Origin of the sequence: Kitasatospora sp. NPDC098652 (genome assembly GCF_044760155.1) — a bacterium.
Classification (GTDB): Bacteria; Actinomycetota; Actinomycetes; order Streptomycetales; family Streptomycetaceae; genus Kitasatospora.
On the sequence record NZ_JBIWAQ010000009.1, the window covers coordinates 50057 to 76399 of the forward strand.

General features: G+C 73.2%; 31 protein-coding genes and 1 tRNA gene. 20 read left to right on the forward strand and 12 right to left on the reverse strand.

What is annotated here, in order from left to right; genetic code table 11:
- Entirely contained in the window at window positions 1–522 is a 522-nt protein-coding gene (locus ACIQWA_RS20610) for a hypothetical protein (RefSeq protein WP_402484365.1), read from the forward strand.
- Here the strand turns inward: ACIQWA_RS20610 and ACIQWA_RS20615 are convergent.
- Both ACIQWA_RS20615 and ACIQWA_RS20620 read right to left on the reverse strand, forming a co-directional pair.
- Window positions 498–644: a hypothetical protein gene (locus ACIQWA_RS20615; RefSeq protein WP_402484366.1), complete on the reverse strand. Its 147-nt coding sequence runs from the start codon at window positions 642–644 to the stop codon at window positions 498–500. The genes ACIQWA_RS20610 and ACIQWA_RS20615 overlap by 25 nt on opposite strands.
- Before the next feature lie 121 nt (window positions 645–765).
- A complete protein-coding gene (locus ACIQWA_RS20620; RefSeq protein WP_402484368.1) occupies window positions 766–2244 on the reverse strand; it encodes an aldehyde dehydrogenase family protein in 1479 nt (492 codons plus the stop codon).
- Between the two features lie 64 nt (window positions 2245–2308).
- Here ACIQWA_RS20620 and ACIQWA_RS20625 point away from each other — a divergent pair, with 64 nt between their 5' ends.
- Together ACIQWA_RS20625 and ACIQWA_RS20630 are read left to right on the forward strand one after the other, a co-directional pair.
- Window positions 2309–3043 (forward strand): TetR/AcrR family transcriptional regulator, encoded by a 735-nt coding sequence (locus tag ACIQWA_RS20625; protein WP_402484370.1) that lies wholly within the window; start codon window positions 2309–2311, stop codon window positions 3041–3043.
- 102 nt (window positions 3044–3145) lie between these two features.
- Window positions 3146–3631, forward strand: a complete 486-nt coding sequence (locus ACIQWA_RS20630; RefSeq protein ID WP_402484371.1) for an SRPBCC family protein — start codon at window positions 3146–3148, stop codon at window positions 3629–3631.
- Between the two features lie 112 nt (window positions 3632–3743).
- Here the strand turns inward: ACIQWA_RS20630 and ACIQWA_RS20635 are convergent, their stop codons facing one another.
- Complete coding sequence (locus tag ACIQWA_RS20635; protein WP_402484373.1) at window positions 3744–4094, reverse strand: DoxX family protein; 351 nt, start codon at window positions 4092–4094, stop codon at window positions 3744–3746.
- A 61-nt stretch (window positions 4095–4155) separates the two neighbouring features.
- Here ACIQWA_RS20635 and ACIQWA_RS20640 point away from each other — a divergent pair, with 61 nt between their 5' ends.
- A complete protein-coding gene (locus ACIQWA_RS20640; RefSeq protein ID WP_402484375.1) occupies window positions 4156–5073 on the forward strand; it encodes a LysR family transcriptional regulator in 918 nt (305 codons plus the stop codon).
- Between the two features lie 336 nt (window positions 5074–5409).
- Here the strand turns inward: ACIQWA_RS20640 and ACIQWA_RS20645 are convergent, their stop codons facing one another.
- Window positions 5410–6993 (reverse strand): AMP-binding protein, encoded by a 1584-nt coding sequence (locus ACIQWA_RS20645; protein WP_402484376.1) that lies wholly within the window; start codon window positions 6991–6993, stop codon window positions 5410–5412.
- A gap of 87 nt (window positions 6994–7080) precedes the next feature.
- Window positions 7081–7611: a hypothetical protein gene (locus ACIQWA_RS20650; RefSeq protein ID WP_402484378.1), complete on the reverse strand. Its 531-nt coding sequence runs from the start codon at window positions 7609–7611 to the stop codon at window positions 7081–7083.
- A 371-nt stretch (window positions 7612–7982) separates the two neighbouring features.
- Here ACIQWA_RS20650 and ACIQWA_RS20655 point away from each other — a divergent pair, with 371 nt between their 5' ends.
- A complete protein-coding gene (locus ACIQWA_RS20655) occupies window positions 7983–8669 on the forward strand; it encodes a DUF4232 domain-containing protein (RefSeq protein ID WP_402484379.1) in 687 nt (228 codons plus the stop codon).
- Window positions 8670–8720: 51 nt separating this feature from the next.
- Here the strand turns inward: ACIQWA_RS20655 and dmpI are convergent, their stop codons facing one another.
- Window positions 8721–8903 (reverse strand): 4-oxalocrotonate tautomerase DmpI, encoded by a 183-nt coding sequence (gene dmpI, locus ACIQWA_RS20660; RefSeq protein ID WP_360243465.1) that lies wholly within the window; start codon window positions 8901–8903, stop codon window positions 8721–8723.
- A gap of 125 nt (window positions 8904–9028) precedes the next feature.
- On the reverse strand, window positions 9029–9925 hold the full coding sequence (locus ACIQWA_RS20665; protein ID WP_402484381.1) for a LysR substrate-binding domain-containing protein: 897 nt from the start codon (window positions 9923–9925) through the stop codon (window positions 9029–9031).
- A 181-nt stretch (window positions 9926–10106) separates the two neighbouring features.
- On the opposite strand from ACIQWA_RS20665, the gene ACIQWA_RS20670 reads away from it, so the two are divergent.
- Complete coding sequence (locus ACIQWA_RS20670) at window positions 10107–10445, forward strand: hypothetical protein (protein ID WP_402484383.1); 339 nt, start codon at window positions 10107–10109, stop codon at window positions 10443–10445.
- A 145-nt stretch (window positions 10446–10590) separates the two neighbouring features.
- Here the strand turns inward: ACIQWA_RS20670 and ACIQWA_RS20675 are convergent, their stop codons facing one another.
- A complete protein-coding gene (locus ACIQWA_RS20675; RefSeq protein ID WP_402484385.1) occupies window positions 10591–11127 on the reverse strand; it encodes a hypothetical protein in 537 nt (178 codons plus the stop codon).
- 174 nt (window positions 11128–11301) lie between these two features.
- Between ACIQWA_RS20675 and ACIQWA_RS20680 the strand changes: the two genes are divergently transcribed.
- The 4 genes from ACIQWA_RS20680 (at window position 11302) to ACIQWA_RS20695 (ending at window position 13450) form a co-directional block, all read left to right on the forward strand.
- Window positions 11302–11775, forward strand: coding sequence for a DIP1984 family protein (locus ACIQWA_RS20680; RefSeq protein ID WP_402484387.1), 474 nt, complete (start codon window positions 11302–11304; stop codon window positions 11773–11775).
- Between the two features lie 296 nt (window positions 11776–12071).
- Window positions 12072–12542, forward strand: a complete 471-nt coding sequence (locus ACIQWA_RS20685) for a hypothetical protein (protein WP_402484388.1) — start codon at window positions 12072–12074, stop codon at window positions 12540–12542.
- A gap of 35 nt (window positions 12543–12577) precedes the next feature.
- Complete coding sequence (locus ACIQWA_RS20690) at window positions 12578–12904, forward strand: hypothetical protein (protein WP_402484390.1); 327 nt, start codon at window positions 12578–12580, stop codon at window positions 12902–12904.
- Between the two features lie 165 nt (window positions 12905–13069).
- Window positions 13070–13450: a hypothetical protein gene (locus tag ACIQWA_RS20695; protein WP_402484391.1), complete on the forward strand. Its 381-nt coding sequence runs from the start codon at window positions 13070–13072 to the stop codon at window positions 13448–13450.
- Here ACIQWA_RS20695 and ACIQWA_RS20700 read toward each other — a convergent pair.
- Window positions 13405–13977 (reverse strand): hypothetical protein, encoded by a 573-nt coding sequence (locus tag ACIQWA_RS20700; RefSeq protein WP_402484393.1) that lies wholly within the window; start codon window positions 13975–13977, stop codon window positions 13405–13407. The genes ACIQWA_RS20695 and ACIQWA_RS20700 overlap by 46 nt on opposite strands.
- Window positions 13978–13991: 14 nt before the next feature.
- Window positions 13992–14420: an ATP-binding protein gene (locus ACIQWA_RS20705; RefSeq protein ID WP_402484395.1), complete on the reverse strand. Its 429-nt coding sequence runs from the start codon at window positions 14418–14420 to the stop codon at window positions 13992–13994.
- 209 nt (window positions 14421–14629) lie between these two features.
- Here ACIQWA_RS20705 and ACIQWA_RS20710 point away from each other — a divergent pair, with 209 nt between their 5' ends.
- The 3 genes from ACIQWA_RS20710 to ACIQWA_RS20720 all read left to right on the forward strand — a co-directional run bounded on the left by ACIQWA_RS20710 (window position 14630) and on the right by ACIQWA_RS20720 (window position 15774).
- Window positions 14630–15538 (forward strand): helix-turn-helix transcriptional regulator, encoded by a 909-nt coding sequence (locus ACIQWA_RS20710; RefSeq protein ID WP_402484397.1) that lies wholly within the window; start codon window positions 14630–14632, stop codon window positions 15536–15538.
- Complete coding sequence (locus ACIQWA_RS20715) at window positions 15498–15632, forward strand: DUF397 domain-containing protein (protein WP_402484399.1); 135 nt, start codon at window positions 15498–15500, stop codon at window positions 15630–15632. The genes ACIQWA_RS20710 and ACIQWA_RS20715 overlap by 41 nt, the downstream gene beginning before the upstream one ends.
- A gap of 58 nt (window positions 15633–15690) precedes the next feature.
- A tRNA-Leu gene (locus tag ACIQWA_RS20720) sits at window positions 15691–15774 on the forward strand.
- A 44-nt stretch (window positions 15775–15818) separates the two neighbouring features.
- On the opposite strand, the gene ACIQWA_RS20725 is transcribed toward ACIQWA_RS20720, so the two are convergent.
- Entirely contained in the window at window positions 15819–16529 is a 711-nt protein-coding gene (locus ACIQWA_RS20725) for a TetR/AcrR family transcriptional regulator (protein ID WP_402484400.1), read from the reverse strand.
- Window positions 16530–16663: 134 nt separating this feature from the next.
- Here ACIQWA_RS20725 and ACIQWA_RS20730 point away from each other — a divergent pair, with 134 nt between their 5' ends.
- The 4 genes from ACIQWA_RS20730 to ACIQWA_RS20745 all read left to right on the forward strand — a co-directional run bounded on the left by ACIQWA_RS20730 (window position 16664) and on the right by ACIQWA_RS20745 (window position 22031).
- Window positions 16664–17389 (forward strand): hypothetical protein, encoded by a 726-nt coding sequence (locus ACIQWA_RS20730; RefSeq protein ID WP_360243426.1) that lies wholly within the window; start codon window positions 16664–16666, stop codon window positions 17387–17389.
- Complete coding sequence (locus tag ACIQWA_RS20735) at window positions 17362–18771, forward strand: alkaline phosphatase family protein (protein ID WP_402484402.1); 1410 nt, start codon at window positions 17362–17364, stop codon at window positions 18769–18771. The genes ACIQWA_RS20730 and ACIQWA_RS20735 overlap by 28 nt, the downstream gene beginning before the upstream one ends.
- 198 nt (window positions 18772–18969) lie before the next feature.
- Window positions 18970–19584, forward strand: a complete 615-nt coding sequence (locus ACIQWA_RS20740) for a hypothetical protein (RefSeq protein ID WP_402484404.1) — start codon at window positions 18970–18972, stop codon at window positions 19582–19584.
- A 272-nt stretch (window positions 19585–19856) separates the two neighbouring features.
- Window positions 19857–22031, forward strand: a complete 2175-nt coding sequence (locus ACIQWA_RS20745; protein ID WP_402484406.1) for a serine/threonine-protein kinase — start codon at window positions 19857–19859, stop codon at window positions 22029–22031.
- Between the two features lie 81 nt (window positions 22032–22112).
- Here ACIQWA_RS20745 and ACIQWA_RS20750 read toward each other — a convergent pair whose 3' ends face one another.
- Window positions 22113–22325: a cold-shock protein gene (locus tag ACIQWA_RS20750; protein WP_402484408.1), complete on the reverse strand. Its 213-nt coding sequence runs from the start codon at window positions 22323–22325 to the stop codon at window positions 22113–22115.
- A 235-nt stretch (window positions 22326–22560) separates the two neighbouring features.
- Between ACIQWA_RS20750 and ACIQWA_RS20755 the strand changes: the two genes are divergently transcribed.
- The 3 genes from ACIQWA_RS20755 to ACIQWA_RS20765 all read left to right on the forward strand — a co-directional run bounded on the left by ACIQWA_RS20755 (window position 22561) and on the right by ACIQWA_RS20765 (window position 26309).
- Window positions 22561–23568 (forward strand): RNA ligase family protein, encoded by a 1008-nt coding sequence (locus ACIQWA_RS20755; RefSeq protein ID WP_402484410.1) that lies wholly within the window; start codon window positions 22561–22563, stop codon window positions 23566–23568.
- A 102-nt stretch (window positions 23569–23670) separates the two neighbouring features.
- Window positions 23671–24612, forward strand: coding sequence for a diiron oxygenase (locus ACIQWA_RS20760; RefSeq protein ID WP_402484412.1), 942 nt, complete (start codon window positions 23671–23673; stop codon window positions 24610–24612).
- A 35-nt stretch (window positions 24613–24647) separates the two neighbouring features.
- The gene (locus tag ACIQWA_RS20765) at window positions 24648–26309 is read left to right on the forward strand and encodes a 4Fe-4S binding protein (RefSeq protein ID WP_402484413.1); all 1662 of its coding nucleotides are present in this window, start codon (window positions 24648–24650) and stop codon (window positions 26307–26309) included.
- Window positions 26310–26343: the final 34 nt, after the last annotated feature.

Below are 26343 nucleotides of genomic sequence, written 5' to 3' on the forward strand. Positions count from 1 at the left end.
ATGTCGTTCCTCGATCGCCTGCGGGCGACCCCCGCCACCGTCGACTACCTGCTCTGGCCCGCGGACTTCTCCCTCGACGCCTACTCGCACGTGGAGGAGGTCGTGCTCGCCTCCGGCGAGGCCCTGGAGGAGGTCGGCAAGTGCAGCGGGGGCGGCACCTACTTCCTCTGCGGCGAGGGCGGCGACGAACGCCCCGTCCTCTACGCCGACTCGGAGGGCGGCGCGGCGCTGCTGGCCGTCGGGCTGGAGGAACTGGTCCGGCTGCTGCTGGCGGTGCCGTGGTGGCAGGACTGCGTGCGGCTGACCGAGGAGGAGAGCGCGGAGGCGGCCGAGGACTACCTGGCCGACGAGCCCGACCTGCTCGCCGACCGGGACGCGGCCGCGGCCGCGATCGGGCTCGAAGTCCCCACCGCGGCCGAGGCCCTGGCCCGCCTGCGCGAGGTCACCCTCGGCCTCGGTCCGTCGTACGTGCTGCTCAACGCCGTGGAGGGCAACGCCTACCGGTCGCTGTTCCGGCTCTGACCCGCGTCGGTGTCACGGGGGCTGCGCGGCCGGGACCAGCCGGTGTCGCGCCCGTCGCCCGGGTTGTTCGCGGTGATCGCCGCAGTGGGCCGGTCGGCCGGTCGGATCGCGATGACGTCCATGATGTGCCTCTCCCCGTAGTCGCATGCGCGCGCTCTGGCTCGCAGAACGCTATGGGTGGCCAGGGCGCTCCGCATCCGTACGGGTACTCAGCCGGGCTGAGTCGATTCGCCGTCCTGCCGGTCAGAGGAGGCGGCGCAGGAGGCGGGACTTGAGGGGGGTGAAGGGCGGGTAGGCGGGGCGGAGGGGGTCGGCGAGGAGGGGCTTGTCGAGGACGGACTTGGTGTGGCTGAAGGTGTCGATGGAGTGGGCGCCGTGGTACCGGCCGAGGCCGCTCTCGCCGACGCCGCCGAAGGGCAGCCCGGGGACGACGATGTGGGCGTTGGGGACGCCGAAGGCGAGGGCGCCGGAGGAGGTCTCGGTGGTGAGGCGGCGCTTGGTGGTGTCGGAGGCGGTGAAGGCGTAGAGGGCGAGGGGCTTGTCGCGGTCGGTGATGAAGGCGATCGCGGCGTCGAGGTCGGGGACGCGGATGATCGGCAGGACGGGGCCGAAGATCTCCTCGCGCATCACCGGGGCGTCCGGGTCGACGTCGGCCAGGACGGTGGGGGCGAGGTAGCGGTCGGCGCGGTGGTGGTCGCCGCCGGTGACGATGCGGCCGTCGGCGAGCAGGGCGGTCAGCCGGTCGAAGTGGCGCTCGTTGACGATGCGGCCGTAGTCGGGGCTCCGCGCCGGGTCGGTGCCGTACATCTCGCGGACGGCGGCCGTGAGTTGGCGCTCGAGTTCGGTGGCGGTGTCGCCGATGGCGAGGACGTAGTCGGGGGCCACGCAGGTCTGGCCGGCGTTCATGAACTTGCCCCAGGCGATCCGGCGGGCGGCGGTGGCGAGGTCGGTGCCGGGCTCGACGACGACCGGGCTCTTGCCGCCCAACTCCAGGGTGACGGGGGTGAGATGGCGGGCGGCGGCGGTCATGACGATGCGGGCGACGGCGCCGTTGCCGGTGTAGAGGATGTGGTCGAAGCGCTGCTCCAGCAGGGCGGTGGTCTCCGGCACGCCGCCCTCGACGACGGCGACGGCCTGCGGGTCGAGGGTGCGGGGCAGCCAGTGGGCGATGGCAGCGGAGGTGGCGGGGGCGAGCTCGCTGGGCTTGACCACCGCGCAGTTGCCCGCGGCGAGCGCGCCGACCAGTGGGGACAGGGCGAGCTGGAGCGGGTAGTTCCACGGGCTGATGATCAGCACGGTGCCCAGGGGTTCGCGGACCGTCCGGGCCCGGGCGGGGAGCAGCGCGAGCGGGACGGGGATGCGGCGCGGGCGTAGCCAGCCGTCGAGGTGGCGCAGGGTGTGGTCGATCTCGTTGACCGTGAAGCCGATCTCGGTGGTGTAGGCCTCGGCGGCGCTCTTGCCGAGGTCGGCGTGGAGGGCGGCCGTGAAGACGGCCTCCTGGTCGACCAGCAGGCGGCGCAGGGCGCGGAGTTGGGCCTTGCGCCAGGCGAGGGGCTTGGTGCGGCCGGTGGCGAAGGCGGCGTGCAGGCGGGTGACGGTCGCGGCGGGGCCTTCGACGGCGGGGCCTTCGACGGCGGGGCCTTCGACGGCGGGGCCGGCGGTGGGGGTGGCTTCGGCGGAGGCGGGCGCGGCTGTGGGCGTGGCTTCGGCAGAGAGGCTCATGCCGTCGAGCATAAACGAAACGAAACGAAACGCTTTCGTTTCTAGTTCTCGGTAGACTTCCGGCATGAGCCGCAGCACCACCCCGCCCAGCCCTGCCAGCCCTGCCGGCGCCGCCGGCCCTGCCGGTGCCGCACCGGCCGCCACCTCGCGCCGGGGGCGTCCCCGCGACGCCGCCCGGGACCGGGCGCTGCTGGACGCCACGCTCGCCGTCCTCGCGGAGAGCGGCTACGGCGGGCTGACCACCGCCGCCGTGGCGGCCCGGGCCGGGGTCTCGACGGCGACCCTCTACCGCCGCTGGTCGTCCAAGGAGGACCTGGTGATCGCCGCCGCCGCGCTGCACGGCGAGAGCTCGTACGAGCAGCCGGACACCGGCGGGCTGGAGGGTGACCTGCGGGTCGTCCTGCGGGACAAGGCGGCGAGCATGACCGGCGAGCCCGGCCGGCTGATCCGCGCCCTGATCGGCGAGGCCGCCCACAACACCGCGCTGGCCGAGGCGCTGGTGACGGCCTTCCTCCGGCCGGTGTACGGCCGGGTCGCGGAGGTCGTCCGGCGGGCCGTCGAGCGCGGTGAGATCCAGGCGCTGGACGGCGTGGACCTGCTCGGCGAGGTGGTGGTCGGACCGGTGATGACCCACTTCCTGCTGACCCCGCAACTGCCCGAGGACGTGGACGAGGCCACCGCCCGGGAGACCGCCGACCGGCTGCTGCCCTTCGCCCTGCGGGCGGTGGGCGGGACGGTCGCGGCGGCCGGGGCGGCCGGGGCGGCCGGGACGGCGGAGAGGCTCGGGCCGTCCGGCTGAGACGCGCCCGGCGGACTCCCGCGACAGGACCCCTGCGAGACTCCGTGGGACCCCGTGGGACCCCGTGAGACCCCGTGAGACCCCGTGAGAAGAGGAGCCCCGATGCCCTGGTTCACGCTCGAACGCTTCGACCCGTCCTTCTTCGACACCGCGCCGCACCGCCACGCGTACGTGCTGGACCTGCCGGTGACGCCGGAGGCGGTCTGGCGCGGGCTCGCCGGGGACGCGCCGCTGTCCTGGTGCCGGGGCCTGGCCGGCGGCCGCTACACCTCGCGGCCCCCGCACGGCGTCGGCACGACCCGCGAGATCACCGCGATGCGACTGCTGCGCCTGCGGGAGGAGTTCGTGCGCTGGGAGGAGGGCTCCCGGCACTCCTTCTGCGTCACCTCGGCGAGCCTGCCGCTGTTCCGGCGCTTCGGCGAGGACTACCTGGTCGAGCCCACCCCGACCGGCACCCGGTTCACCTGGACCTTCGCCTTCGAACCCAACCCGCTGCTGGCCCGCCCGGCCGCGCTGACGGACCTGCCGAACCGGTCCTTCCTGGGGAGCCTGGTCGCGGACACCGAGCGGCACTTCGGTGCGGCCTGACGGGCCGGGTCCGGCTGACACGGGCCTCGGCCGCTGCGGCTCCGGGCTGCTGCGGCTCCGGGCGGGTGCCGCAGGGCACCACCAGCGTGTGCGCGGCGGTGGTGCAGGCCCGTCAGCGGGTGGCGGTGAGGGCCAGGGTGGCGACGGCCAGGGCCAGGTAGCCCGCCGGGAAGTGGAGGTTGTGGAGGACCCGGGTGCGGACGTGGGTCGCCACGGCGCCGACGTAGAACAGCACCAGCTCGACCGCGGCCGCGAGGCCGAGCGGCGGGAGGGCGACCAGGCCGGCCAGCAGGCCGACGGCGCCGGCCAGCTTGAGCGAGGCGAGCCACGGGACCCACTCCGGCTTCACCTTCACCTCGGCCGAATTGGCCAGCACGAAGGGGGCCTTGGCGAAGTCGGCGGCGGCGATTCCGGCGTTGGCGGCGATGGCGAGGACGGTGACGACGAGACAGGCGATGGACATGGCTCCAGCCTCTTCGCGGGCCTTGGCTTGCGTCCAATACCGGCTTCCATAACCTGGTGGAATGGATGTGGACACCCGGCTGCTGCGCACCTTCGCCGCCGTCGCCGAGGACGGCAGCCTGACCCGGGCGGCCGAGCGGCTGTACGTCTCCCAACCCGCGCTGACCAAGCAGGTCCGGCAGTTGGAGAAGCTGCTCGGGGTGCCGCTGTTCGTCCGGTCCCGGGCCGGGATGGCGCTCACCGTGGCCGGGCGGAGCCTCGCCGCGCGGGTGCCGGGCCTGCTGGCCGACTGGGATGCGACGCTGCGCGAGGCCAGGGGCGCGGCCGCCCGGGCGGAGCGGGTGCTGCGGGTGGGCTTCCTGGCCAGCGCCGCCAACGAGGCCACGCCGGGCATCGTCGCCGGGTTCACCGAGCGCAATCCCGGCTGGCGGGTCGAGATGCGGCACACCGCGTGGTCCGACCCGACGGCCGGGCTGGCCGCCGGGGAGGCCGACGTGGCGCTGCTGCGGCTGCCGTTCCCCAGGCAGGAGGGGTGGCGGGTGGCCGAGCTGTTCACCGAGCCGCGGTGGGTCGCGCTGCCCTCGGCGCACCGGCTGGCGACGCTGGAGGTGGTCCCGTTCCGGGAGTTGTGGGACGAGCCCTTCGTCGCGGCCCCCGCCGAGACCGGCGGCTGGCGGGACTACTGGGTCGCCGCCGATGAGCGGGAGGGGCACCCGGTCCGCTTCGGCGCCGTGGTGGAGCACCCGGACGACTGGCTGAGCGCCATCGCCAACGGGTACGGCGTCGCGCTCGCCCCCGCGTCCACGGCCCGCTTCTACGCCCGGCCCGGGATCGCCTACCGGCCGGTGAGCGGGGTCGGCCCGAGCCGGATCGCGGTGGCGTGGGCCGGGGTGGACGACGGGAACCCGGTGGTGCGGGACTTCGTGCGGTGCTGTCTGGCGGCGGCCGATGCGGCTGACGGGACTCCGGTGCCGGAGTGAGCCCCGGAGTGAGCCCGGTCCTGACCCCGGCCCCGAACCCGGAGTCAGGAGAGGGGTGGCAGCCCTCAGCGCCGCCACCCCCCGTTGGCTTCTCGGCACCGGGGCGGTGGTTCATTGAGTCAAACCCCGCCATGGGGTGAAAGCGGGTGGGGATCCGGCCGGGGTTCGGTGGGGTTTCGGTGAGCGTCCCATCGCGCGGTGCCCATTGCGCGGAGCCCATCGCGCGGTGCAGGCGGTCACGGGGAGTCGCTGCGGGACCTCGCGCCGGGGCGTTCCCCGACCCGGGGCGTTCCCCGACCCGGGGCGTTCCCCGAGCCGGGGAACGCCCCAGCGGGTTCAGTGGGCGAGGGCCTGGCGCAGCCGCTTCTTGTCGGGCTTGCCGACGGCGGTGAGTGGGATGGCGTCGACCAGGTGGAGGGCCTCGGGGGCGTAGAGGCGGCCCTTGTTGGCGGTGACGAAGGCGCGGACGTCCTCCAGGTCGGGCTGCCGGCCCGGGGCGGGGACGACGGCGGCGTGGACGTGTTCGGCCTGCTGGTCGTCGCGGACGCCGTAGACGGCGCACTGGGCGATGGCCGGGTGGGTGAGGAGGAGTTCCTCGACCTCGGTGGGGTAGACGTGGCCACCGACGACGATGATCAGGTCCTTGAGGCGGTCGGCGAGGTAGAGGTAGCCGTCGGCGTCGAAGTAGCCGATGTCGCCGGTGTCGAGCCAACCCCCGCGCAGCACCTTGGCGGTGAGCTCGGGCTGCTTCCAGTAGCCGGCCATCAGCGTGCCGGAGCGGACGTGGATCTCGCCCTGCTCCCCGGCGGGCAGCACGGTGCCGTCGGCGGCGCGGACCTCCACCTCCACGTCGGGGAACGGCCGGCCGACCGGGAGCGGGCCGTCCTCGCCGAACCGGGCGTGCTCCTCGGGGGTGAGGTAGGCGATCTTCTGGGCCTCGGACATGCCGTAGAGGCTGACCAGCACCGGGCCGAACACCTTGACGGCCTCGCGGATCCGGGCGGGGGAGGCGGCGCAGCCGCCGTAGGAGAGTCGGCGCAGGCTGGACAGGTCGGTGCGGGCCAGGGCCGGGTGGTCGAGCAGCTGGTAGATCAGCGGGGGCAGCGCCCAGAGGTCGGTGATGCGTTCGCGCTCGATCGCGGCGAGGACCTCACCGGGGTCGAAGGTGCGCTGGAGGACGACGGAGCCGCCGCGCTGGAGCGTCACATCGGCGAGCACGCCCGAGAGGTGGGCGAGCGAGGTGGCGGCGAGCAGCCGGGGCGGCTCCTCGTCCTGGGGGCCCGCGAGGAGGGCGTCGAACATGTCCCGGTAGGGGCCGTGGAGGCTGAGGATGCCCTTGGGGATGCCGGTGGTGCCGCCGGTGTGGCGGATGCCGATGTCGTCGCCGGGGCCGAGGGGGACGGCGGGGTCGGTGGCGGGGTGGACGGCGGAGGCGGCGATCGCGTCCTCGCCGATCCCGGAGCCGCCGGTGCCGCCGGTGCCGCCGGTGCCGTCGGGGCCGGGGCCGGGGCCGGGGCCGAGGGTGAGGACGGTCGGGACGTCGATCAGCGGCAGCAACTCGGCGGCTCCCGCGTACCGTTCGGCGTCGACGAGGAGCACGGTGGTGTCCACGCTGGCCACGATCTCGGCCAGCACGGGGGCGCCCATCCCGTCGTACAGGTTGACCACCCGGGCCCCGGCCAGCCCGGCCGCGTAGCGGGCGGCGAGGGCCTCGGGGGTGTTGCCGGTGAGCAGGGTGACGGTGGTGCCGCGACCGGCGCCACGGGCGACGAGCTCGTGGGCGAGGCGGTAGGCGGTGGCGGCGAAGTCGCCGGCGGTGATCTCGACGCCGTCGGCGGAGGTGATGGCCCGCCGCTCGGGGTGCGAGGCGAGGGACCGGAGGATGAGAGCGGGTCCGCTGACGAACTCCCGGTCACTCATGGCCACTTCTTCCTTGTAGTTTGCAACCATGTCGTCAGGCTAACTCCACCCCCCCGCTACGCACCGGCGATATTTGGCCATGTCCGGTCAGAAGGTAGTCGGTGGACGAAGGACCAGCTCGGTGACCGCCTCCCAGTACTCGTCGGGGGCGGTCACGATGACGTACCCGGACTGGTCGGGGAGGGCGGGGATCAGGGCGCTTCGGCAGCCGAGGCCGTGGTGGATCTCGACCGGGACGGCCGCGCCGTCGAGGCGCAGTACGTCGGTGCTGGTCCGCTCGACGGCCGGGAGCTGCCCGGTGCGCGGGTCGTAGTCGAAGCGGTCCGAATTGGCCAGGAAATTGGCGAGTTGGGACTGTGGGGTGGTGACGGAGCCGATCCGGTGCTCGGGCGGCAGCGGGCGCGAGGTCTGGACGATGGCCAGGAACTCGCGGCCCCGGTGGTAGTTGAGGTCGATGTGGCAGAGGTAGCCGTTCGTGGATTGGCGGCCCACCAGGAAGAACCAGTCGGGCGGGGTATCACGGACGGTGGCGATCCGCTCGCCCCACTCCTCGGCGGCCTCGCGCGGGGTGGGGCGGTGGCGCCGGTGGGCGTCGTGCGGGCGGTCGCTGTAGAACATCGGCACCTCAACTCACTTGGCGGGAAAGTTCGTTGAGCCAGTATGGCGCGGGGGGAGGCGCCGCGTGCGACCCCGTGGTGATCGAGGCCGAGAGTCCGGGGTCAAGGTCCGCCGGGTCACGGGTCTGTCCCAGCGGGGGACGGGCCGGGGGCGGGGGCGTGGTGGGGGCGGGAACCGCTGTTCCGGCTGGGTGGGGGCCCGGCTCCGGCGCTTCGTGGTCGGCCGGTCGTGTAACAGCACTGTCCTGACGGATGGTCGGGCGGAACGGTTCGTCGGGCCGGGTGGTCCTGCTCACCAGAACCCGCCGCTCGTACCGATCCGTGCCGAGCAGCCGCCACCGCCACTGCCACCCGATAACCGAGGAAGTCACGATGCGCGTTCACAAGGCCACCTTCGCCGCCGCCCTGGTCGTCGCCGCCGGCCTGTCGCTCACGGCCTGCGGCCCCAACGACGACACCGGCACCGACCAGGCCAAGCCGACGGCCGCGGCGAGCGTCACCACCGCGCCCACCAAGGCCGCCACGGGTGGCGGTTCGGGCGGCACGACCTCGGGCGGCTCCGCCGGAACCGGTGGGACGGCCCCGAGCGGGAAGGCCACGGCCGGCGGGACGGGCGCCGCCGACGGCGGCAAGGCGGGCGCCAAGTGCCGGACCGACGACCTGACCATCACGGCCGTGGACCGCACCATCGACGGCGACGCCGCCCGTACCGTCGTGGTCGAGTTGAAGAACCACAGCGGCCACGACTGCTCGCTCACCGGGTACGCGGGCGTCGACCTCAAGACCAACGCTGGTTCGCTGTCCGCCCAGCGCTCCGGCGAGCCGGTCGTCGCGGGCGTCGTCAAGAACGGCAAGTCGACGTTCTTCGGCATCAGCTACCCGAACAACACCTCGGGCGGCTCCGGCGTCCGGATCACCGGCCTGGTGGTGACCCCGCCGGACGAGACCAAGTCCGTCACCCTGCCCTGGCCGGGCGCGGGCTCGCTGCCGGTCACGGACGGCTCCGGCTCCCCGGTGAAGATCGGCCCGATGGGCAGCGCGGGCCAGGGCGGCCAGTAGCCCCCCGCCTGGCCGCAGGCTCGCGCCGCCGCATCGGGCCGATCCGGGGCCTCACCGGTCCGCGGTGAGCTTGCCCGCGACGCCCCAGCTCTCCGGCTGGAACTCCTGGACGAAGACGAACACGCTCTCGGCGGGGACCTCCAGGGTCTCCACGAACGCCTTGGTGACCTTCTCGACCAGCTCACGCTTCTGCTCGACGCTGCGCGGGCCCTGCTGGATGGTGACGATCGGCATCTTCGGCTCCTGACCGGGTGTCCTGCCCGGCTCTTCCGCCGGGCTCTTCCGCCGGGTTCTCCGGCTGGGAACAGTCCACCCGATCAGTGCTGTCCGCACCCAGACCCGAATCGCTCTCGTAGCGATCACGAATCCTGATCGTCCCAGGTCGGGGGCGTTCTGCGGCAGGTTTCCAGGAGTAGCCGGGGCACCGGGGCGGAGCGTCGTACGGCGATCGAGGTGGGCAGCGCCAGCGGGGTGCGGCAGGGGCGGAAGGCGACCCGGTGGGTGTTCACCATCCGGGCGTTGGCCGCGTACACCACCGTCCACATCGGGGTGCCGGTGCCGATCGAGGCCAGGGTGTCCTGGAGGGCGCCGTGCGCCGGGCCGAGGACGGGCCGGAAGCCGGCCCGGGCGCAGGCCTCGGTCACCAGGTCCACCAGCGCGGGGTGGTTGGCCCGCTCGGTCAGCCGCAGCGGCAGCTCGGCGAGGTCCGCGAGGTCCACCTCGGCTGCGTCGGCGAGCGGGTGCCGGGCGGGCAGCGCGAGCACCAACTCGTCCGCCCAGACGGGCAGGAAGGGCAGGTCCGGGTTGTGCTCGGCGATCGCCCCGCGGACGAAGGCGGCGTCCAGCCGGCCGTCCGACAGCCGGGCCAGCCGCTCCCGCACCGGGGCGGAGTGCAGTTCCACGCGCACCCCGGGGGCCTGCTGCTGGTAGGCCTCCAGGATCAGGTCGAGCCGCTCGGCGAGCCCGGTGACGGTGCCCAGCCGCAGTACGGCGGGCGCGGCCAGGTCGGCGGCGAGCGCCCGGGCGGCGTCCTCGGCGGCCAGCACGTTCCGGGCGGCGGGCAGGAACCGCTCCCCGGCCGGGGTCAGCCGGACGTACCGGGGCGAACGGTCGAACAGCTCGACCCGCAACTCCCGTTCCAGCCGCCGCACCTGCTGGCTCACCGCCGGCTGCCCGAGCAGCAGCCGCTCGGCCGCCCGGCCGAAGTGCAGTTCCTCGGCGACGGCGACGAAGCAGCGCAGCTGCCGTAGCTCCATGCGGTTCCCCCTGGTGGATCGGTCGTCGCCCCCATCGTCCCAGGCCGGGCCTCGAAGGCGAGGCCGTCCGGGTAGAGCTCCAGCCGCACGCCGTCGTCCTCGTCGTCCTCCAGGGCGGCCGGCCATTCGTCGCGCAGCTGTCGGGCCGCGGCGAGCAGCGGCGGCTGGAACACTTGGGGGCATGACACCGAGCATCGTCGTGCAGTACACCGGGCTCCTGCGGAACAGCTCCCACGATCTCTGGGTGCGGCTGCGCGAGTTGCTGCGCGAGCAGGGGCTCGATCCCGAGGGGACGGTCGTCGTGGACCTTCTCCAGGAAAGCCTCAGTCACGAAGAGGGGCGGGTCATCTCCGCCGACGGCCGGGTCTACGAGTTCAGCCTTTACTACGACCAGGAGCGTGCGGGCGGAGCCCTCGACGCCCACCTGAGCGGGTGGATGGACATCACGGACTCCTGGCAGGGCGGAGCACTGGCGCCACGGACGGAGTTCGCCTTCGCCTGGAAGTCCCGGTCGGCGTGACGGTACGGGAGTGGGAGTCCGCCGGAGGCGGTCGCGGGGCGGGCGGCCGGGTGCTCCGGCCCGCGTGATGTCCGGTTGATCTGCGGGATAAGGCGTGCACCGGAAGTCGGCCGGGCCGACTTCCGGTTCCGCTTCCGGTTTCGGTTCAGGCGCGGCGCCGGCGGTAGTAGGCGACGGTGACGAGCACGAGCAGCGGGCCCCAGAGCAGCAGGGGCGCGTAGCAGGCGTCCATCAGGAGCAGGGCCGGCCCGGTCGGGGCTCCCGGGGCCCCGCCGAAGCCGCCCGCCCGGGGGATCGTCAGCAGCATCACGACGGCCGCGCCGAGCAGCGCCGGGACCACCGCCGCCAGCGGCGCGACCCGCCTTCCCCCGATCAGCGGGAGCCAGCGCGGCACCACCTCGCCCCAGGGCTGCACCAGCCCGAGCGTGAGCAGGGTGAGCCCTTCGGTGCCCAGGCTCATCGCGATGCACATGGCGCTGAACCAGCCGGGGATGTCCAGGCCCGTGGTGTCGAACCCCACCGGTATGCCGACCCCCATCGCGATCCGCCAGACCCCGGACGGTACGGCCGTGAGCGCCGCGACCTGCGCGGCCCGTACCGCCCAGCGGGCGGGCGGTCGGTGCGTCGGGGCAGCGGAGAGGGCGGCGGCGGTCGGCGGGTTCCGGTGGGTGTCCATGTCCATGGCCCCCATGCTGGCGCGCGGCCCGCTGCGCCCGGATCGTGCGCGAGGCCCAACTCCGCTCCCCCGCGCGGGGGATGGGGGACGGCACCCGGTGCGGCGCCCCCGGCACCGTGCCGTACCGCGCTGACGTGCATACTTGCCGGACGATCAGGAGGACGGGGAGGCGATGACGCGGTGAAGCTGGCAGAGGCGCTCGCGCAGCGCGCGGCCGCGGTGCGGCAGGTGGAGCAGCTGCGGGCGCGGGTCGTCGGCAGTGCCCGCTACCAGGAGGGCGAGGAGCCGGCCGAGAGCGCGGCGGAGGTCCTGGCCCAGGCCGGAGAGGTACTGGACGAGCTGGAGCGGCTGATCCGCCAGATCAACCGGACCAACTCCACCGCGCGGATCGAGGGCGGCGGCACCCTCACCGACGCCCTCGCCCGCCGGGACGTCCTGCGGCTGCGCCACTCGGTGATCACCGCGGCCGCCGACGCCGCCTCCGGGCGCGACCAGCGCGGAGCCGTACGGCAGTTGCGGTCCGAGCTCCGGATCCTTGCTGCTCTGCCGGTCGCAGAGCTCCGGGCCCAGGCGGACGCGCTGGCCAAGGAGATCCGCGAGGTGGACACCCTGATCCAGCGCACCAACTGGGAGATCGACCTGATCGAGGACTGACCTCCCGGTCCCATGAGCAGGGTGTGGGAGTAGCAGGTAGTCGTCACGGAGGCGTGCACACACCGCGGGCCGGCGGTCTATCCGGTCCTTGGCGCGTGAAGAGCAACGCAAGGGGTTCGATTCCCCACCCAACAGTGCAGCTCAGCACCGCGTACAGGTGACGGAGCACAGCGCACAGCTCACTACCACGTGCAGATCCGGACGACGAGGGCGGGGTCGGGGCGCCCCACACCCCCAGGCGAGGGCCGTGCGACCCAGCACGGCCCTCGCTGCGTGAGGCCGGTAGGTTCTGGGCGGTGATTACTCAGATCGTCACGCTGGTCGGCGTCCTGCTGGGCGCGCTCACCTCCTTCGTGGCCACCGGGTGGGCCGAGCGGACCAAGCACCAGCGCGCCATGGCCACGCGGTGGGACGAGCGGAAGCTCGACACCTACGTGCAGTACGCGACCTCGGTGAAGGAGATCGACTCGGTCGCCAAGCGGGCCAGGCAGGCCGGGGAGGGGACGGCGGAGCGGGCGGAGTTCCTGGCCACGATGGAGCGGGCCGAGATCCAGCGGTCGGCGCTCTTCGAGACGCTCGTCCTGCTCGCGAGCCCCGGCGCGGTGGAGGCGGCGAAGGCGGTCAACGCCGCGCTGTGGGAGGCCGAGATCGCGGCCCGCGAGCACGCGGGGGAGCCGAACGGCGTCGCCCTGATCGAACTGCTCAACGCCTACCACGCGCAGGCGCGGCTCGACCTCGGCGTCGGTGGCCCGTCCTTCGCCCGATGAGATCTGGCTGCGGGGTGCGGCGCATACTGCACGGCGTGGAACGCGAATCCCTGATCACCATCCTCGAACGCCACGGCACCGACGGCGCCCAGCGGGCCGCGCTGGCCCTGCGGGCCGGTGCCGGCTTCCAGGTGTGGGCCGGCTCGACGGCACCGGCCGGCCAGCTGTTCGCCATCTGGGAGTGGCGGGCCCGATGGATGGCGGAGGACGGGGTCGTCACCGCGAAGGACTTCGAGCAGGGACTGCCGGCCCTTCGGCGCGCGGGGGACACCCCGGTCGCCCTGGGGCGGGTGCAGATGGCCGGTGACTCCCACCTCGTCTTCCTGACCGCCGACTTGGGCGGGTGCGTCGCCGTGCTGTAGCCGCGTGCGATCCCCGGTTGCGCAGGAAGTCGGACGGGCCGACTTCCTGTGCGGGGGAGGTGGGGCTGGGGGAAAACGGGTTGCCCGGGGGCGGGGGCGGGGCTGACGGTGTGGTGTACGGGAAGTCGGACGGGCCGACTTCCGGTGCGGGTGGGGGGTGTTGGGGTGTTCAACCGGATCGAGCTCGTGGTGGAGCAGCAGGGGCGGCGGTGGGTGCCGCTGGTGCGGGTGTGGATCGACGGTGCGGAGGTGGTGGCGGAGGCCGTCGGGGCCGGTGGCCGGGGTCCGTTCGCGGACGAGGTGCTGCCCGCCGAGGGTGACGGCCTCCTGCACGCGACTGCCGATCCCCGGCGGGTGGTGCTGGGCGAACCCGAGTGCACGGGCGGGTGCTGCGGGTTCGTCTCGGTGGTCGTGCGGCGGTGCGGGGGCATCGTGGAGTGGTCCGACTGGGAGGTGCCCTACGAGGCCGCGCGGCTGCCGGACTTCCACTTCGACGCCGATCAGTACGACGCCGAACTGGCCCGGGCCGCACGGCTGCGGCACTGAGCGAGCGCGGTTCTGATCCGGGGGTCGGGGGCGGGTTCGGCGGTGAGGAGTTCGCCGGCGGTGACGAGGGTGGTCCAGTAGCGGATGGGGTCGCCGGTGCTGGGCAGGGGGCGGGCTGCGGTGAGGGAGAGGTAGGCGGCGGTGAGGTTGCCGGTGGTGAACCAGCGGGCGAGGCCGTGCTGGTGGCCGGCGCGGATGCCGCCCATGGCGTCGATGGCGGCCAGGAAGTGCTCGACGACGGCGAGTTCGGTGGGGGTGAGGGCCTTGGGGATGTCGAAGACGCCGAGGGCTTCGAGGAGTTCGCCGGTGTCGGCCTCGGTGCCGGGGCGGGGGTTGGCGAGGAGGGCGTCGTAGCACTCGTTGAGGCGGATGGTGGTCTCGGCGTGGGGGATGGCGAGGGCGAGGCAGACGGCGCGCGCGGCGGGCAGTGGCTTGTGGGTGCGGCGGGCCAGGATCGCGTAGGTCTCGGCGGGGGTGTGGCCGCGGTCGAGGGCGTGCCGGGCGAGGGTGGGGAGTGGAGGCAGCATCGGGGTGTGGGCTTTCAGGCGGCGAGGAGGGTGGGGGAGGGGGCGACGAGCGCCCAGACGAACTTGCCGATGCCGCCGGCCCTCGGGCAGTAACCCCAGCGTTCGGCCAGCTCGTTGACGAGGTAGAGGCCGCGTCCGTGCTCGTCGGTGGTGGTGGGGGTGCGGAGGGAGGGGCGGCCGGTGCCCGCGTCGTGGACTTCGAGGCGGAGGCGGTCGTTGACGAGGGCGAAGCGGATCTCGATGAGGCGGTCGGTGGGGGCGTCGGAGTGCTGGACGGCGTTGGCGAAGAGTTCGCCGAGGAGGAGTTCGGCGATGTCGCGGTAGCGGTCGCCGGTGGGGAGGGCGGCGAGGTAGGCGCGGAGCAAGTACCGGGCCAGGGGGGTGGATTCGGCGCAGGAGTCGAGGCGGGCGGCGAACGCGCGGGGGCGGCGGGAGATGGGCATGGGGGGACCTCGGGAGGGGGCGGAATAGGGGAGCGCGAAAGGCGCGCGCAATCACGCTGTGCACGCGAATGATTGCGTTCTGGTGTCAATCATCGGGGTTGCGGAGGTACGGTGACGCCAGTTAGGCGTGCGGGACGTGCGGTGCACAACTGGGGGCAGTCGTGGCACAGGGAAAGACCAGGCGGGGAGCGACCGTTAGCTCCGCGATCATGTTCGGCGAGGAGCTCAAGTACGCCCGAGAGGCGGCGGGCTGCACCCAGGGGGACGTGGGCAAGCTCCTGCACTGCGATCGGACGGTGATCTCACGGACCGAGAGCGGGAAGCGGAAGCCGACGGTCGAGGAGGTCGGAGAGTTCGACCGGCTCTACGGCACTGGTGACCTGTTGAAGCGGCTGTACGGGCGGGTCGACTGGGATGCGTCAGTCGAGCATCCGGATTGGTTTCAGGAGCAGGCGGATCGTGAGGCCATCGCTGTCGGGTTGCGGGTGTACCAAGACAGCTTGATTCATGGCCTCTTGCAGTGCTACCAGTACGCGCGCGCAATCTTCGAGACTGGTGATGCCGCTGGCAAGCCGGAGGAGATCGAGGAGCTGACCAGGGCTCGACTCAGTCGGCAGAGCCGCTTTATCGTGCCGGATGGGGATGGGCCGCTGTTGATCGTCATTCTCGATGAGAGCGCTATCCGTACGGTTGTCGGTGGGCCGTCGGTGATGCGCCGTCAAATGGAACATCTGTTGCGGGTGGCGCAGCTGCCGAACGTCATCATCCACGTTGCGCCGTTCTCGGGTCGGCGGATGATCATCAAGACGGCTATGGTTTTGCTGGAGCTGCCGGACGGGCAACGCTCGGTGTACTCGGAGAGCCTTGAACAAGGGCACTTGAGCGATGCTCCGGCCACTGTCGTCAAGTACCAGCGTCACTATGATCAGCTCCGTGCCGAATGCCCGTCGGAGTGCGAGTCGCTCCGGCTGATCGCCGATGCGCTGGAGGGTTACAGAGATGATGAGCAACGAGCTCGCCGAAGCCACCTGGCGGAAGAGCAGCTACAGCGGCAACGACGGCGGGGACTGCATCGAGGTGGCCCTCGGATTCCTCCCCAGCGCCGTCCCCGTACGTGACTCCAAGGACCCGCACGGCCCGGTCCTCATCTTCCCCGCCCCGGCCTGGGAGTCCTTCCTCTCGGCCGTCCGGTCCGGGGGCTTTCCCTCGTAGCCCTGAGGTGGTCAGAGGCACCCCTCCAGATGGTCTATAGTTAACCCATCACCCAGATGCGCGGGTGGCGGAATAGGCAGACGCGCTGGATTCAGGTTCCAGTGCCCGAAAGGGCGTGGGGGTTCAACTCCCCCCTCGCGCACAGCGAATGGCCGGTCGATCTTCGGATCGACCGGCCTTCTTGCTTTACGGCACCAGGCGGTCCAGGAGGGCGTCCAGGCCGGTGGCGAACTCCGCTTCCGCGTCGTGGTCCACCAGCAGCGGGGCCAGGGTGCGCAGCAGTGGGTACTCGGTGGCGGGGAGGCGGTGCAGGCCGAGGCGGAGCAGGGGCTCGGGGTCGTCGGGGTTGTCGATCACCTGCCGCTTGTCCACCAGCAGGAAGCCGATCGCCCAGCCGACCACGGTCCGGTAGAGGCGCAGGGTGGCCCGGTCGTCGAGGCCGGCCCGGCTCAGCACCGTCAGCACGAGCTCGTTGAGCTGGAGCATCGAGGCCGGGCGGCGGGCCAGTGGGACGCTGAGCGGGCGGGTGGCCACCAGGGAGAACACCTCCGGGTGGGCGTCGGCGACCCGGTGGAAGGCCCGGGCGACGTGGTGCAGCTGTGCCCGCCAGTCGCCCTCACCCCCGCCCTCGCCCGTCCTGTCGCCCGCCCTCTCGCCCACCTGCTCGTTCACCTCGGCGTAGAAGGCCTCCACCATGCCGTCGAGGAGCGCCTGCTTGCCGTCGGCGTAGCGGTAGAGCGCCATCGGCTCCACGCCCAGGTCGACGGCGAGGCTGCGCATGGTGAGCGCCGCGAGGCCCTCGCGGTCGACCAGGGTGACCGCCGCGCGCAGCACCCGTGGCCTGCTCAGTCGGCCCCGGCCGGACGGCTTCGGCTCGGGGGTCGAGTCGGTTTCCACCAGTGCCCCTCCCGGGCTGCCCTCGGTCTTGACGTCCGCCGTTGCGCGGCACAGGCTGTAAGTATACAAGCGACATTTACGGCAGATACGTATCACCTACGTATACACCACCAAATGAGACATCGGGAGGAGAAATGTCCATCATCAAGATCGAAGTGACCAACGAGAGCACCGTGCTCACCGACCACGAGGTGAGCGCCGTCGTCCCCGCACTCCAGACCCAGGTCCACCGGGACTTCGCCCCGGCGTGGGGGGTCGACGCGGACCTGTCCTTCGTCGCGTCGAGCGCACTCTCCGACAACGCCTGGTGGCTGGTCGTCCTGGACAACTCCGACCAGGCCGGTGCCCTCGGGTACCACGACGTGACCACGAGCTTCCTGCCGATCGGCAAGGTCTTCGCCGCCACCGACAAGCAGTACGGCGAGAACTGGACCGTGACGACCAGCCACGAGCTGCTGGAGATGATCGCGGACCCGGACATCGACCAGGTGGTCTTCGACCAACCGACCGCCAACAAGGGGACGTTGTACTCCATGGAGGTGTGCGACGCCTGCCAGGACGAGAGCTACGCGTACGACATCGCCGGGGTCAAGGTCAGCGACTTCGTCTACCCCGCGTGGTTCCAGTCCGGCCGCCCGGCGAACGGCGCCCGGTTCGACCACGGCAATGCCATCAAGCAGCCGCTCGAACTCCTCAGCGGCGGCTACATCGGGGTCTTCGACGTCTCGGCCGGCACCGGATGGACCCAGAAGACCGCCGCCCTCACCGTCGCCTACCACAGCCGCGCACACGTCGGCAGCCGCCGTGAACGGCGCCGGATCCCGCGCGACCAGTGGCTGCCGAGCAAGCGGCGAAGCTGATGTCCGGCGGCGACGGACTCCAGGCGGTCGAGCACCTGGTGGTGCTGATGCTGGAGAACCGCTCCTTCGACCACATGCTGGGGTTCCTGTACACGGACGAGGGCAACGTCTCCCCGGCCGGCCAGCCGTACGAGGGCCTGACCGGGCAGGAGACCAACCCGGACCAGAACGGCAAGCTCGTCACCGTCCGCCGCATCCGGTCGACGGACCCCCACCCGTACTTCATGCCGGGCGCCAACCCCGGTGAGGGGTACGGCCCGACCAACGCCCAGCTCTTCGGCACACCCAACCCGCCGACGCCGCCGGTCGCCGGGATGCAGGGGTTCGTGACGGACTTCGCGCGGGTGCTGGACCAGCCTCCCCAGCCGAACCACACCGTCCTGCCCGGCACCGTCCCGGCCGACATCATGAGCTGCTTCACCCCGGACACCGTGCCGGTGATCTCCGCGCTGGCCCGCGGCTACGCGGTGTGCGACCACTGGTACAGCTCCGTGCCCACCGAGACCCTGCCGAACCGGGCGTTCTCCTGCGCGGCGACCAGCCAGGGGCACCTGGACGACCACACCCACAACTTCACCTGCCCCAGCATCTTCGGCCGGCTCACCAGTGCCGGGGTGTCGTGGCGGGCCTACGGCTACCACGCCGCGCCGCTGGTCTCCGGGAACTTCCCCGACATCCACGGCGCCTCCGCCGACCACTTCGGCGTCTTCACCGCCTTCCAGGCGGCGGCCGCGGCCGGCACCCTGCCCTCCTTCACCTTCCTCGAACCCAGCTGGGGGGCCACCGGGAACAGCGAACACCCGATCCTCGACGTGGCGTTGGGCGAGCAGCTGATCCGGGACGTCTACCGGGCCCTGCGTGACGGACCGGCACCGGCCTGGGGGAAGACCCTGCTCGTCATCACCTATGACGAACACGGCGGCTGCTACGACCACGTCCCACCGCCCACCACCAGTGCCCCGCCCGGCGACGGCACCATCGGCGAACTCGGCTTCGACTTCAAGCGGTTCGGCGTCCGCGTGCCGACCGTCCTGGTCTCCCCGCTGATCGCCCCCGGCACCGTCTTCCGGTCACCCGACGCCGCCGCGCAGCTGGACCACACCAGCATCCTGCGCACCGTCGAGCGGCGCTGGTCGCTGCCCGCCCTCACCGCGCGCGACGCCGCGGCGGCCGACATCGGGCCCGTGCTCACCCTCGCCGCGCCGCGCACCGACGACGTCCTCGCGGGCGTCACCGCACCGGCCTCGGCGGCCGTCAACCCCGTCGCCGGAGAGGTCACCCACCTCCAGCAGGTCTACGCCGACCTCGTCGCCCGGCGGCTCATCCCGCCCGGCGCGGTCGCCGCGGCCACCGCAGCCACCGGCCCGCCGTCCGGCGGCTGAGCTCCACGGCTACGGCGAACGGCCGGGCGGTCCCCGGACCGCCCGGCCGTGTCACTGCGCCCTGGCTGCGGCCGCAGAACGTCCGGGCATCGCCACCACCGCCACCCCCACCACCACTGCCACCCCCCACCGGCCCCGCACCTGGGCGGTGAGGGGCCGGGGCCGGGACTGTCGGAGGGGGGTGGCACACTCCCCGCCATGAAGATGATCGAAGCGATCGAAGCCGTCCTGCGGGCGCACCACGGGGAGGACGAGCCCGGCTTCCTGGGCGAGTTCACGCCGGCCGGGCGGCTGGCGAGCCGCGGGCAGGTCGCGGTCTGCGGTCTCGACGGCCGGGACCACTACACGTTCAATGTCATCGCCGACGGGCTGCACGAGGTGTACCTCGCGTACGACTGGGACGACGGGCGGGGCGCCACCGTCTCCGCGGTCGCGCTGGTCGCCGCCGGTACCGGCCCCGAGGCGCTGGTGGACGCGGACTGGGAGCAGGCCTCCGACGACGTCAACGAGCTGAGCTACAGCGCGTCGGCGATCTACTCCGCCACCCCGGACAACCTGGCGATCGGCGGGGCCCTGCGCCGGACTGCCGGGTTCGCCGAGGCGGCGGACCCGGCGGCCCACGCCGCCGCCGAGTTCGAGGCCCAGCGGGCGGCCGGCTCCCGGAGCCCGGTGCTCGACGTCCTGGTCGACCCGGCGAGCAGCGCGAACGCCCTGGTCTTCCCCACCTGCGACTTCACCTCGGGCAGCATCCTGGTCGGGCGGGACGCGAGCGGTGCGGGCGTCGGGATCATCTGGTGCCACTTCGACGGGTGATCCGCGAGGGGCTACCGGGGCGGGCGGCGGATCAGCGTTTGCCCGCCGTGCAGGCCCGGGTGCGGCCCTTGCCGTCCTTGACAGGCGCCGGTGCGGCGGGCAGCTTGTCCTGCCGCACCACGGCGTCCAGGCCCTGCTGGACGATGTCGGGCTCGGTGGTGATGGCGGCGGGCGGTTGAGCCTGCCTGCCTCACCCGCCGGTCCGGGCCCCCACTAGGCTGGGTCGGTCGGTCGGCCGACCGGCCGGACGCGCCTGGGGGAGGAAACGGCACGTGACCTTGTCGGAACACGATCCGCGGGAGATCGGCGGATACCTCCTGGAGGGCAGGCTCGGCGCGGGCGGGATGGGCGTCGTCTACCGCGCCCGGTCGGTGTCCGGCCGCCAGGTGGCCGTCAAGGTCATCCGGCCCGAACTGGCCGCCGACGCCGAGTTCCGGGCCCGCTTCCGGCAGGAGGTCACCGCCGCGCGCAAGGTCAGCGGCGCCTTCACCGCGCCCGTCCTCGACGCCGACCCCGAAGCCCCGGCACCCTGGCTGGCCACCCTCTTCGTCCCCGGCCCCTCCCTGGGCGAACGGGTCTCCGGACAGGGCCCGTTGGCCCCGACCGAGGTACGGCGCCTCGCCGCCGGACTCGCCGAGGCGCTCCAGGAGATCCACCGCGTCGGACTGATCCACCGCGACCTCAAGCCCGGCAACGTGCTGCTCGCCGAGGACGGGCCGCGCGTCATCGACTTCGGCATCGCGCGCAGCGCCGGCGAGACCCAGCTCACCAGCACCGGCGTCGCCGTCGGCACCCCGCCGTTCATGGCCCCCGAACAGTTCCGCAACGGCACGGCGACCACGGCCACCGACGTGTTCGCCCTCGGCTCCGTGCTGGCCTTCGCCGCCACCGGGCGTGGCCCCTTCGGCGCGGACTCCTCGCACGCCGTGGGCTTCCGGGTCGTCTACGAGGAGCCGGACCTGGCCGGGCTGGCGCCCGAGCTGTATCCGCTGATCATCGGGTGCCTGGCCAAGGAGCCGGAGCAACGGCCCACGGTGGAGGGGCTGTTGCGGATGACCGGGGAGGGGGCGAGGGGGCGGACGGTCCAGCTGCGGACGGGGCCGGTGGTGCCTGCTGCTGCTCCGGCCTCTGTTGCTGCCCCGGTCGTGCCGACGCCGACGGCCCCCAACCCGGTCGCTCCGGCGCAGGTGCCGACACCGGCGCAGGTGCCGCCGCCGATGGCGCCGACCGTACCGCCGTACCTGCCGACCGCCCCGTCCGCGGCCACCGCCGCCGCCCCCGCCGGCCGACCCCGCCCGCGCAAGGCCCTGCTGGTCGGCGCCGCCGTGGCGGCCGTCGTGGTCGCCGCGGCGGGCACGCTCGGCTACCTCACCTGGCACGACCAGCAGCCGGGTACGGGGCAGGCCGGGCAGACGGGGCAGACCGGCCCGTCCGCCCCCGCCTCCGGCGTCAGCTGCGCCCCGGCCGGACAAGCCGCCATCGGCGTGGACGGAATGGAGGCCGCCCTCGTCGAGCGGTGGACGGCGGACTTCGGCAAGGCCTGCCCGGGCAACCGGCTGACCTACAAGGGCCCTGCGGCCCCCGGCGCCGACGACCCGTTCAAGACCTCCAATGCGACCCTCTTCGCCGACGGCGGGCTCGACGCCGCAGGTTTCGACACCACGCTGACCGAGCAGCAGGCGGTCACGTACGGCAAGCGCTGCGCCACCGGCCAGGTGTCCCAGCTCCCGGTCACCGTGGCCCCCCTCGCGGTCGTCTTCAACGTGCCCGGCGTGGCCGACCTGGTACTCGACGCCCCGACGCTCGCCAAGATCTTCCGGAAGCAGATCCAGGCCTGGAACGACCCGGCGATCAGGGCGCTCAACCCGGCTGCGGTGCTGCCCGGTTCACCGATCGACGTGCGGGTCCCGGCCGGGCTGTCCTGGTCCTCCTACGTGTTCTCCCAGTACCTCGGCAAGGCCGCGCCCGCCGACTGGCCGTACGAGGTGAGCGCGGTCTGGGGCTCCGAGGTGAAGGCCCAGCCGGGGGCGACCGAGGCGAGCATCCCCGGCGCCGTCGCCGGTGCCCAGTGGTCGATCGGCTTCGTCCCGCTGCATGCCGTCGGGAACCTCCACACGGTCCGGGTGCGGACCGGTGACTCCGACGCCGCCCCGAGCACCGCGACCGCCAATGCGATGGCCGCGACCGGCACGGTGGAGACCTCGGGCAGTCGGCTGTCCGTGAAGCTCGACTACCAGAAGCCGGTCAAGGGCGGCTATCCCGTGGTCGGCATCGGCTACCTCGGCTTCTGCGAGCGCGGCGGGAACTCCGCCGTGGTGGCGGGCCTCGCGTCCTACGCGGTCAGCGGCCCGGGCCAGGCGAGCGGCGAGTCGATGAAGTACGGCACGCTGCCCCCGGCGGTCGTCCAGCAGGTGCAGGGGGCACTGGCCGGGCTCCGCGCCCGGTAGCGGAACCGCCCCGCCCCGGAAGGCGGACGCGCGCCCGGTCGGCCACCGCCGCCCGGGCGCGCGAACGGATCCCTCGGGCCGCTACTCCTCGACCCGGACCTTGTCGGCCTGCATGCCCTTCTGGCCCTGGACGGCCTCGAAGGAGACCTTCTGGCCCTCCACCAGGGACTTGAAGCCGGTCGACTCGATCGCCCGGAAATGTACGAACAGGTCGGGGCCGGACTCCGGGCTGATGAACCCGTAGCCCTTCTCGTCGTTGAACCACTTCACGGTGCCGTTCTGGCGGTCGGCCATGCCTACTCCTCGGGTTCGGGGGTGCCGTCGGCGTGATCCTCTCACGGAGGGCGTGCATATCGACACGAAGAGTAACGATTCTGCCCCCTGTGCGCCCGTCGTGAGCCCGGTGGGTGCCCGGCACGGGCCCGGTGCGTGCCGCCGGGGTGGGAGGCCGCCGCGTCCACGCGGGTGGAAGCGACCCGCTCGGGTATCTCCGTTGCGGGGGTGGGGCTTTGCGGCGAGGATCCTGTTCGTGCCCGACTCCTGGTCCGAACTGACGCCCTATCCGAAGATCCCCGCGAGGGGGCGCCCCGACGCGCCCGGCAGCCGGGAGTGGACGGCGGCGGAGAAGGTCCACGGCGCGCACTTCGCCGTGGTCTGCCAGGGCGACACCGTACGGGCCGCCAAGCGGCGTGACCTGCTCGGGGACGAGGACCTCGACGCCTTCTTCGGCGTCAGCCGGATCTGGCCCCGACTGCGCGTCGCGGCGGGCCGGTTCGCGGCGGCGGTACGGGCCGGCCGGGGCCGCGACGCCGTCGTCACCGTGTACGGGGAACTGGCCGGCGGCCGCTATCCCCACCCCGGGGTGCCCGCCGCCCCCGGCGTCGACCCCGTGCAGACGGGGGTCTGGTACGACCCCGGGCTGCGCTGGCTGCCCTTCGACGCCACGGTGGAGACCGCCGACGGCCGCTGCTGGCTCGCCGACCGGGAGCTCCGCTCCGCCGCCGACGCGGCCGGGCTCAGCTGTGCGCCGCTGCTCGCCCGTGGCCCGCTGAACACCCTCCAGGACCTGCCCGCCGCCTTCCCCAGCCGGGTGCCGGCCCTGTTCGGACTGCCCGAGCTCGCCGACAACCTCGCCGAGGGCTACGTCCTCAAACCCGCCGGCGAATGGCGCGAGTCGGGGGCGGCGGCCCGGCCGGTGCTCAAGGTCAAGCAGAAGGCCTTCGCCGAGGACGGGCGCTACGACGGCGCCCGCCCGTATCTCCCCCCGCCCGAGGGTGCCGCCGGTGTCCCCGCCTGGCTGCTGGTCCAGGCCTCCGCCCTGCTCACCCCCACCCGCGCGGCCGCCGCCGTCAGCAAGCTCGGCCCGCGTACGGCCCCGGACGCGGTCGCGGCCGAGATCGCCCAGGACGTCATCGACGAACTCGCCGAAGCCCTCGGCGGCCTGGAGCGGACCACCGCGTCCGCGCTGCGCGACGCCCTCCGGCCCGCCGCCCATGCCCTGGTCCTCTTCGACGCCGAAGACCGGCGCCGGGCTTGAACGTACTGCGCAGGGGGTTCTCGGGGACCGGCTCTTATTGTACTGTCCGTCTAATAAGGCGGGTGGGCGGGAACCCGCAGAGGCAGGCACCAGGAGGCAGCCATGGCTCTCATCCGGCAGACGGCGGCGGACCGGAACGGCCACGGGGTAGCGGAACACGGCCACACGGCGGCCGACGACGACGTCTCGAAGCGGCTGCTGGAGTCGGCCGCCACCCTCTCCTTCGACCCGACGACCGAGATCGACTGGGAGGCGCCCCTCCCCGAGGAGCACTACGGTCTGAATCCCGAGTGGAGCACCCTCTACGGCACCCGGCTGTGGGACGAGATGACCGAGCAGCAGCGGGTCATGCTCACCCGGCACGAGGTCTGCTCGATCATGAACACCGGCATCTGGTTCGAGATGATCCTCCAGCAGATGGTGCTGCGGGACCAGTACCTCAAGAACCCCGCCAACGCCGAGTTCCAGTTCGCGCTCACCGAGATCGCCGACGAGTGCCGCCACTCCATCATGTTCGCCCGCGCCTGCCAGAAGATGGGCGTCCCCGCCTACCGGCCCAACAAGGTGATCGCCCAGGCCGGGCGCGCCTTCAAGGCGCTCGCCAAGGGCGAACTCGCCTACGGCGGCATCCTGGTGGCCGAGGAGGTGCTGGACGTCATGCAGCGCGACTGGATGCGCGGCGAGAACGTCCTGGAGATCGTCCGCGGCACCTCCCGGATCCATGTGGTCGAGGAGTCCCGGCACATGAAGTTCGCCCGGCAGGAGATCCGCGAACGGGTCCGCCACGCGGGCCCGGCCCGGCGCCGCACCTCGGCCACCGGCATCGCGATCGGCGCGTACGTCATCGTCAGCAGCATGGTCCACCCGGGCGTCTACAAGGCCGTCGGGCTGGACGTGGCCCGGGCCCTCGACGAGGTGAAGGGCAACGAGCACCGCAAGGCGATGATGCGCAACAGCTCCCGGCACCTGATGGCGTTCCTCGCCGAGGCCGGGCTGCTCACCAGCCGGTCGGCGGCGATCTACCGCCGCGTGCACATGCTCTGACGATCCGTCACCCACAGCGAGGACCCACCCCGGCCATGGCCTACGCGATCACCCGGACCTGCTGCAACGACGCCTCGTGCGTGTCCGTCTGCCCGGTCAACTGCATCCACCCGACCCCGGAGGAGCCGGAGTTCGGCACCACCGACATGCTGTACATCGACCCGCAGGCGTGCATCGACTGCGGTGCCTGCGCGGACGCCTGCCCGGTCGACGCGGTGTACCCGGTCGACCGGCTGCGCGGGCCGGACGTGGTCTTCGGCGACCTCAACCGCGACTGGTACCGCGACCACCCCAACGACCACGCCTGGGGCGCGCCCAGCTTCCCGCGCAGCCTGCCGGGCGAGCTCGGCACCCTGCGGATCGCCGTGGTCGGCACCGGCCCCTCCGCCGGGTACACCGCCCAGGAACTGCTGCGCTGCACCAGCGCCGAACTCACCATGATCGACCGGCTGCCGGTCACCGGCGGCCTGCTGCGGCACGGCGTCGCCCCCGACCACCAGTCCACCAAGCGGATCGCGGAGAGCTTCGCGAGCGTCTTCCACGACCCGCGGCTGCGGATGCACCTCAACCTGGAGGTCGGCACCGACGTCACCCACGAGGAACTGGCCGCGCACCACCACGCGGTGGTGTACGCGGTCGGCGCGGCCGCCGACCGGCGGCTCGGCGTGCCCGGCGAGGACCTGCCCGGCAGCCTGCCCGCGACCTCCTTCGTCGGCTGGTACAACGCCGACCCGACGGTGCCCGCCGACGCGGTCGAGCTGTCCGCCGAGCGGGTCGTGGTGGTCGGCAACGGCAACGTCGCGGTGGACATCGCCCGCATCCTGCTCACCGACCCCGACCGGCTCGCCGTCACCGACATCGCCGACCACGCCCTGGCCGCGCTGCGCCGCAGCCGGGTCCGGGAGGTCGTGCTGCTGGCCCGGCGCGGTCCCGGGCAGGCGGCCTGGACCGCACCGGAGTTCCTGGCGCTGCGGCGGCTGCCCGGGGTCGAGCTGGTGGTCGAGGACCACCCGCAGGTACGGGCGGCGATCGAGGCGGCCGCGCCGGACTCGCGGGCCGCGCTGCTGGCCGGCCTGCCGCTGGTGCGCACCGGCGAGGGCGCGGAACCGGGGCCGGGCCGGCGGATCGTGCTGCGCTTCCTGTCGACCCCGGTGGAGCTGACCGCGGCGGACGGCCGGGTCGGCGGGCTGACGGTCGAGCGGACGCGGCTGACCGAGGACGGCGAGCCCGACGGGACGACGGGGGAGCGCGAGGCCCTGCGGGCCGGGCTGGTGGTGCGCTCCATCGGGCACCGCGGCGTGCCGCTGCCGGGGCTGCCCTTCGACGAACGGACCGGGACGGTCGCCCGGCGGGGCGGACGGGTCGTCGACCCGGCCACCGGGCGGGCGCTGCCGGGCGCGTACGTGGTCGGCTGGGCCAAGCGCGGGCCGTCCGGCGGGATCGGGGCCAACCGGGCCTGCGCGCGGGAGACGGTGGACGCGCTGCTGGACGACGCGGTGGCCCGGGTGCTGCCGGAACCCCCGGCGGGGCGGGCGGAGTTCGAACGCCTGGTGCGGCGGCGCCGGCCGGACGCCGTCGGGTTGAAGGAGCTGCGTGCGGTGGACCGGGCGGAGCGCGAGCGCGGTGCGGCGCAGGGGCGGCCGCGGGTGAAGCTGGCGACGGTGGCGGAGCTGCTGGCGGCGGGGCGGCGGCGGTAGGGCTTTCGGCGGGGCCGTTCACCGGAGGCGGCCC

Coding starts and splice junctions, on each gene's coding strand:
- ACIQWA_RS20610 (WP_402484365.1), top strand. CDS start 1: ATGTCGTTCCTCGATCGCCTGCGGGCGACCCCCGCCACCGTCGACTAC.
- ACIQWA_RS20615 (WP_402484366.1), bottom strand. CDS start 644: ATGGACGTCATCGCGATCCGACCGGCCGACCGGCCCACTGCGGCGATC.
- ACIQWA_RS20620 (WP_402484368.1), bottom strand. CDS start 2,244: ATGAGCCTCTCTGCCGAAGCCACGCCCACAGCCGCGCCCGCCTCCGCC.
- ACIQWA_RS20625 (WP_402484370.1), top strand. CDS start 2,309: ATGAGCCGCAGCACCACCCCGCCCAGCCCTGCCAGCCCTGCCGGCGCC.
- ACIQWA_RS20630 (WP_402484371.1), top strand. CDS start 3,146: ATGCCCTGGTTCACGCTCGAACGCTTCGACCCGTCCTTCTTCGACACC.
- ACIQWA_RS20635 (WP_402484373.1), bottom strand. CDS start 4,094: ATGTCCATCGCCTGTCTCGTCGTCACCGTCCTCGCCATCGCCGCCAAC.
- ACIQWA_RS20640 (WP_402484375.1), top strand. CDS start 4,156: ATGGATGTGGACACCCGGCTGCTGCGCACCTTCGCCGCCGTCGCCGAG.
- ACIQWA_RS20645 (WP_402484376.1), bottom strand. CDS start 6,993: ATGAGTGACCGGGAGTTCGTCAGCGGACCCGCTCTCATCCTCCGGTCC.
- ACIQWA_RS20650 (WP_402484378.1), bottom strand. CDS start 7,611: ATGTTCTACAGCGACCGCCCGCACGACGCCCACCGGCGCCACCGCCCC.
- ACIQWA_RS20655 (WP_402484379.1), top strand. CDS start 7,983: ATGCGCGTTCACAAGGCCACCTTCGCCGCCGCCCTGGTCGTCGCCGCC.
- dmpI (WP_360243465.1), bottom strand. CDS start 8,903: ATGCCGATCGTCACCATCCAGCAGGGCCCGCGCAGCGTCGAGCAGAAG.
- ACIQWA_RS20665 (WP_402484381.1), bottom strand. CDS start 9,925: ATGGAGCTACGGCAGCTGCGCTGCTTCGTCGCCGTCGCCGAGGAACTG.
- ACIQWA_RS20670 (WP_402484383.1), top strand. CDS start 10,107: ATGACACCGAGCATCGTCGTGCAGTACACCGGGCTCCTGCGGAACAGC.
- ACIQWA_RS20675 (WP_402484385.1), bottom strand. CDS start 11,127: ATGGACATGGACACCCACCGGAACCCGCCGACCGCCGCCGCCCTCTCC.
- ACIQWA_RS20700 (WP_402484393.1), bottom strand. CDS start 13,977: ATGCTGCCTCCACTCCCCACCCTCGCCCGGCACGCCCTCGACCGCGGC.
- ACIQWA_RS20705 (WP_402484395.1), bottom strand. CDS start 14,420: ATGCCCATCTCCCGCCGCCCCCGCGCGTTCGCCGCCCGCCTCGACTCC.
- ACIQWA_RS20710 (WP_402484397.1), top strand. CDS start 14,630: ATGTTCGGCGAGGAGCTCAAGTACGCCCGAGAGGCGGCGGGCTGCACC.
- ACIQWA_RS20730 (WP_360243426.1), top strand. CDS start 16,664: ATGTCCATCATCAAGATCGAAGTGACCAACGAGAGCACCGTGCTCACC.
- ACIQWA_RS20740 (WP_402484404.1), top strand. CDS start 18,970: ATGAAGATGATCGAAGCGATCGAAGCCGTCCTGCGGGCGCACCACGGG.
- ACIQWA_RS20750 (WP_402484408.1), bottom strand. CDS start 22,325: ATGGCCGACCGCCAGAACGGCACCGTGAAGTGGTTCAACGACGAGAAG.
- ACIQWA_RS20760 (WP_402484412.1), top strand. CDS start 23,671: ATGGCTCTCATCCGGCAGACGGCGGCGGACCGGAACGGCCACGGGGTA.
- ACIQWA_RS20765 (WP_402484413.1), top strand. CDS start 24,648: ATGGCCTACGCGATCACCCGGACCTGCTGCAACGACGCCTCGTGCGTG.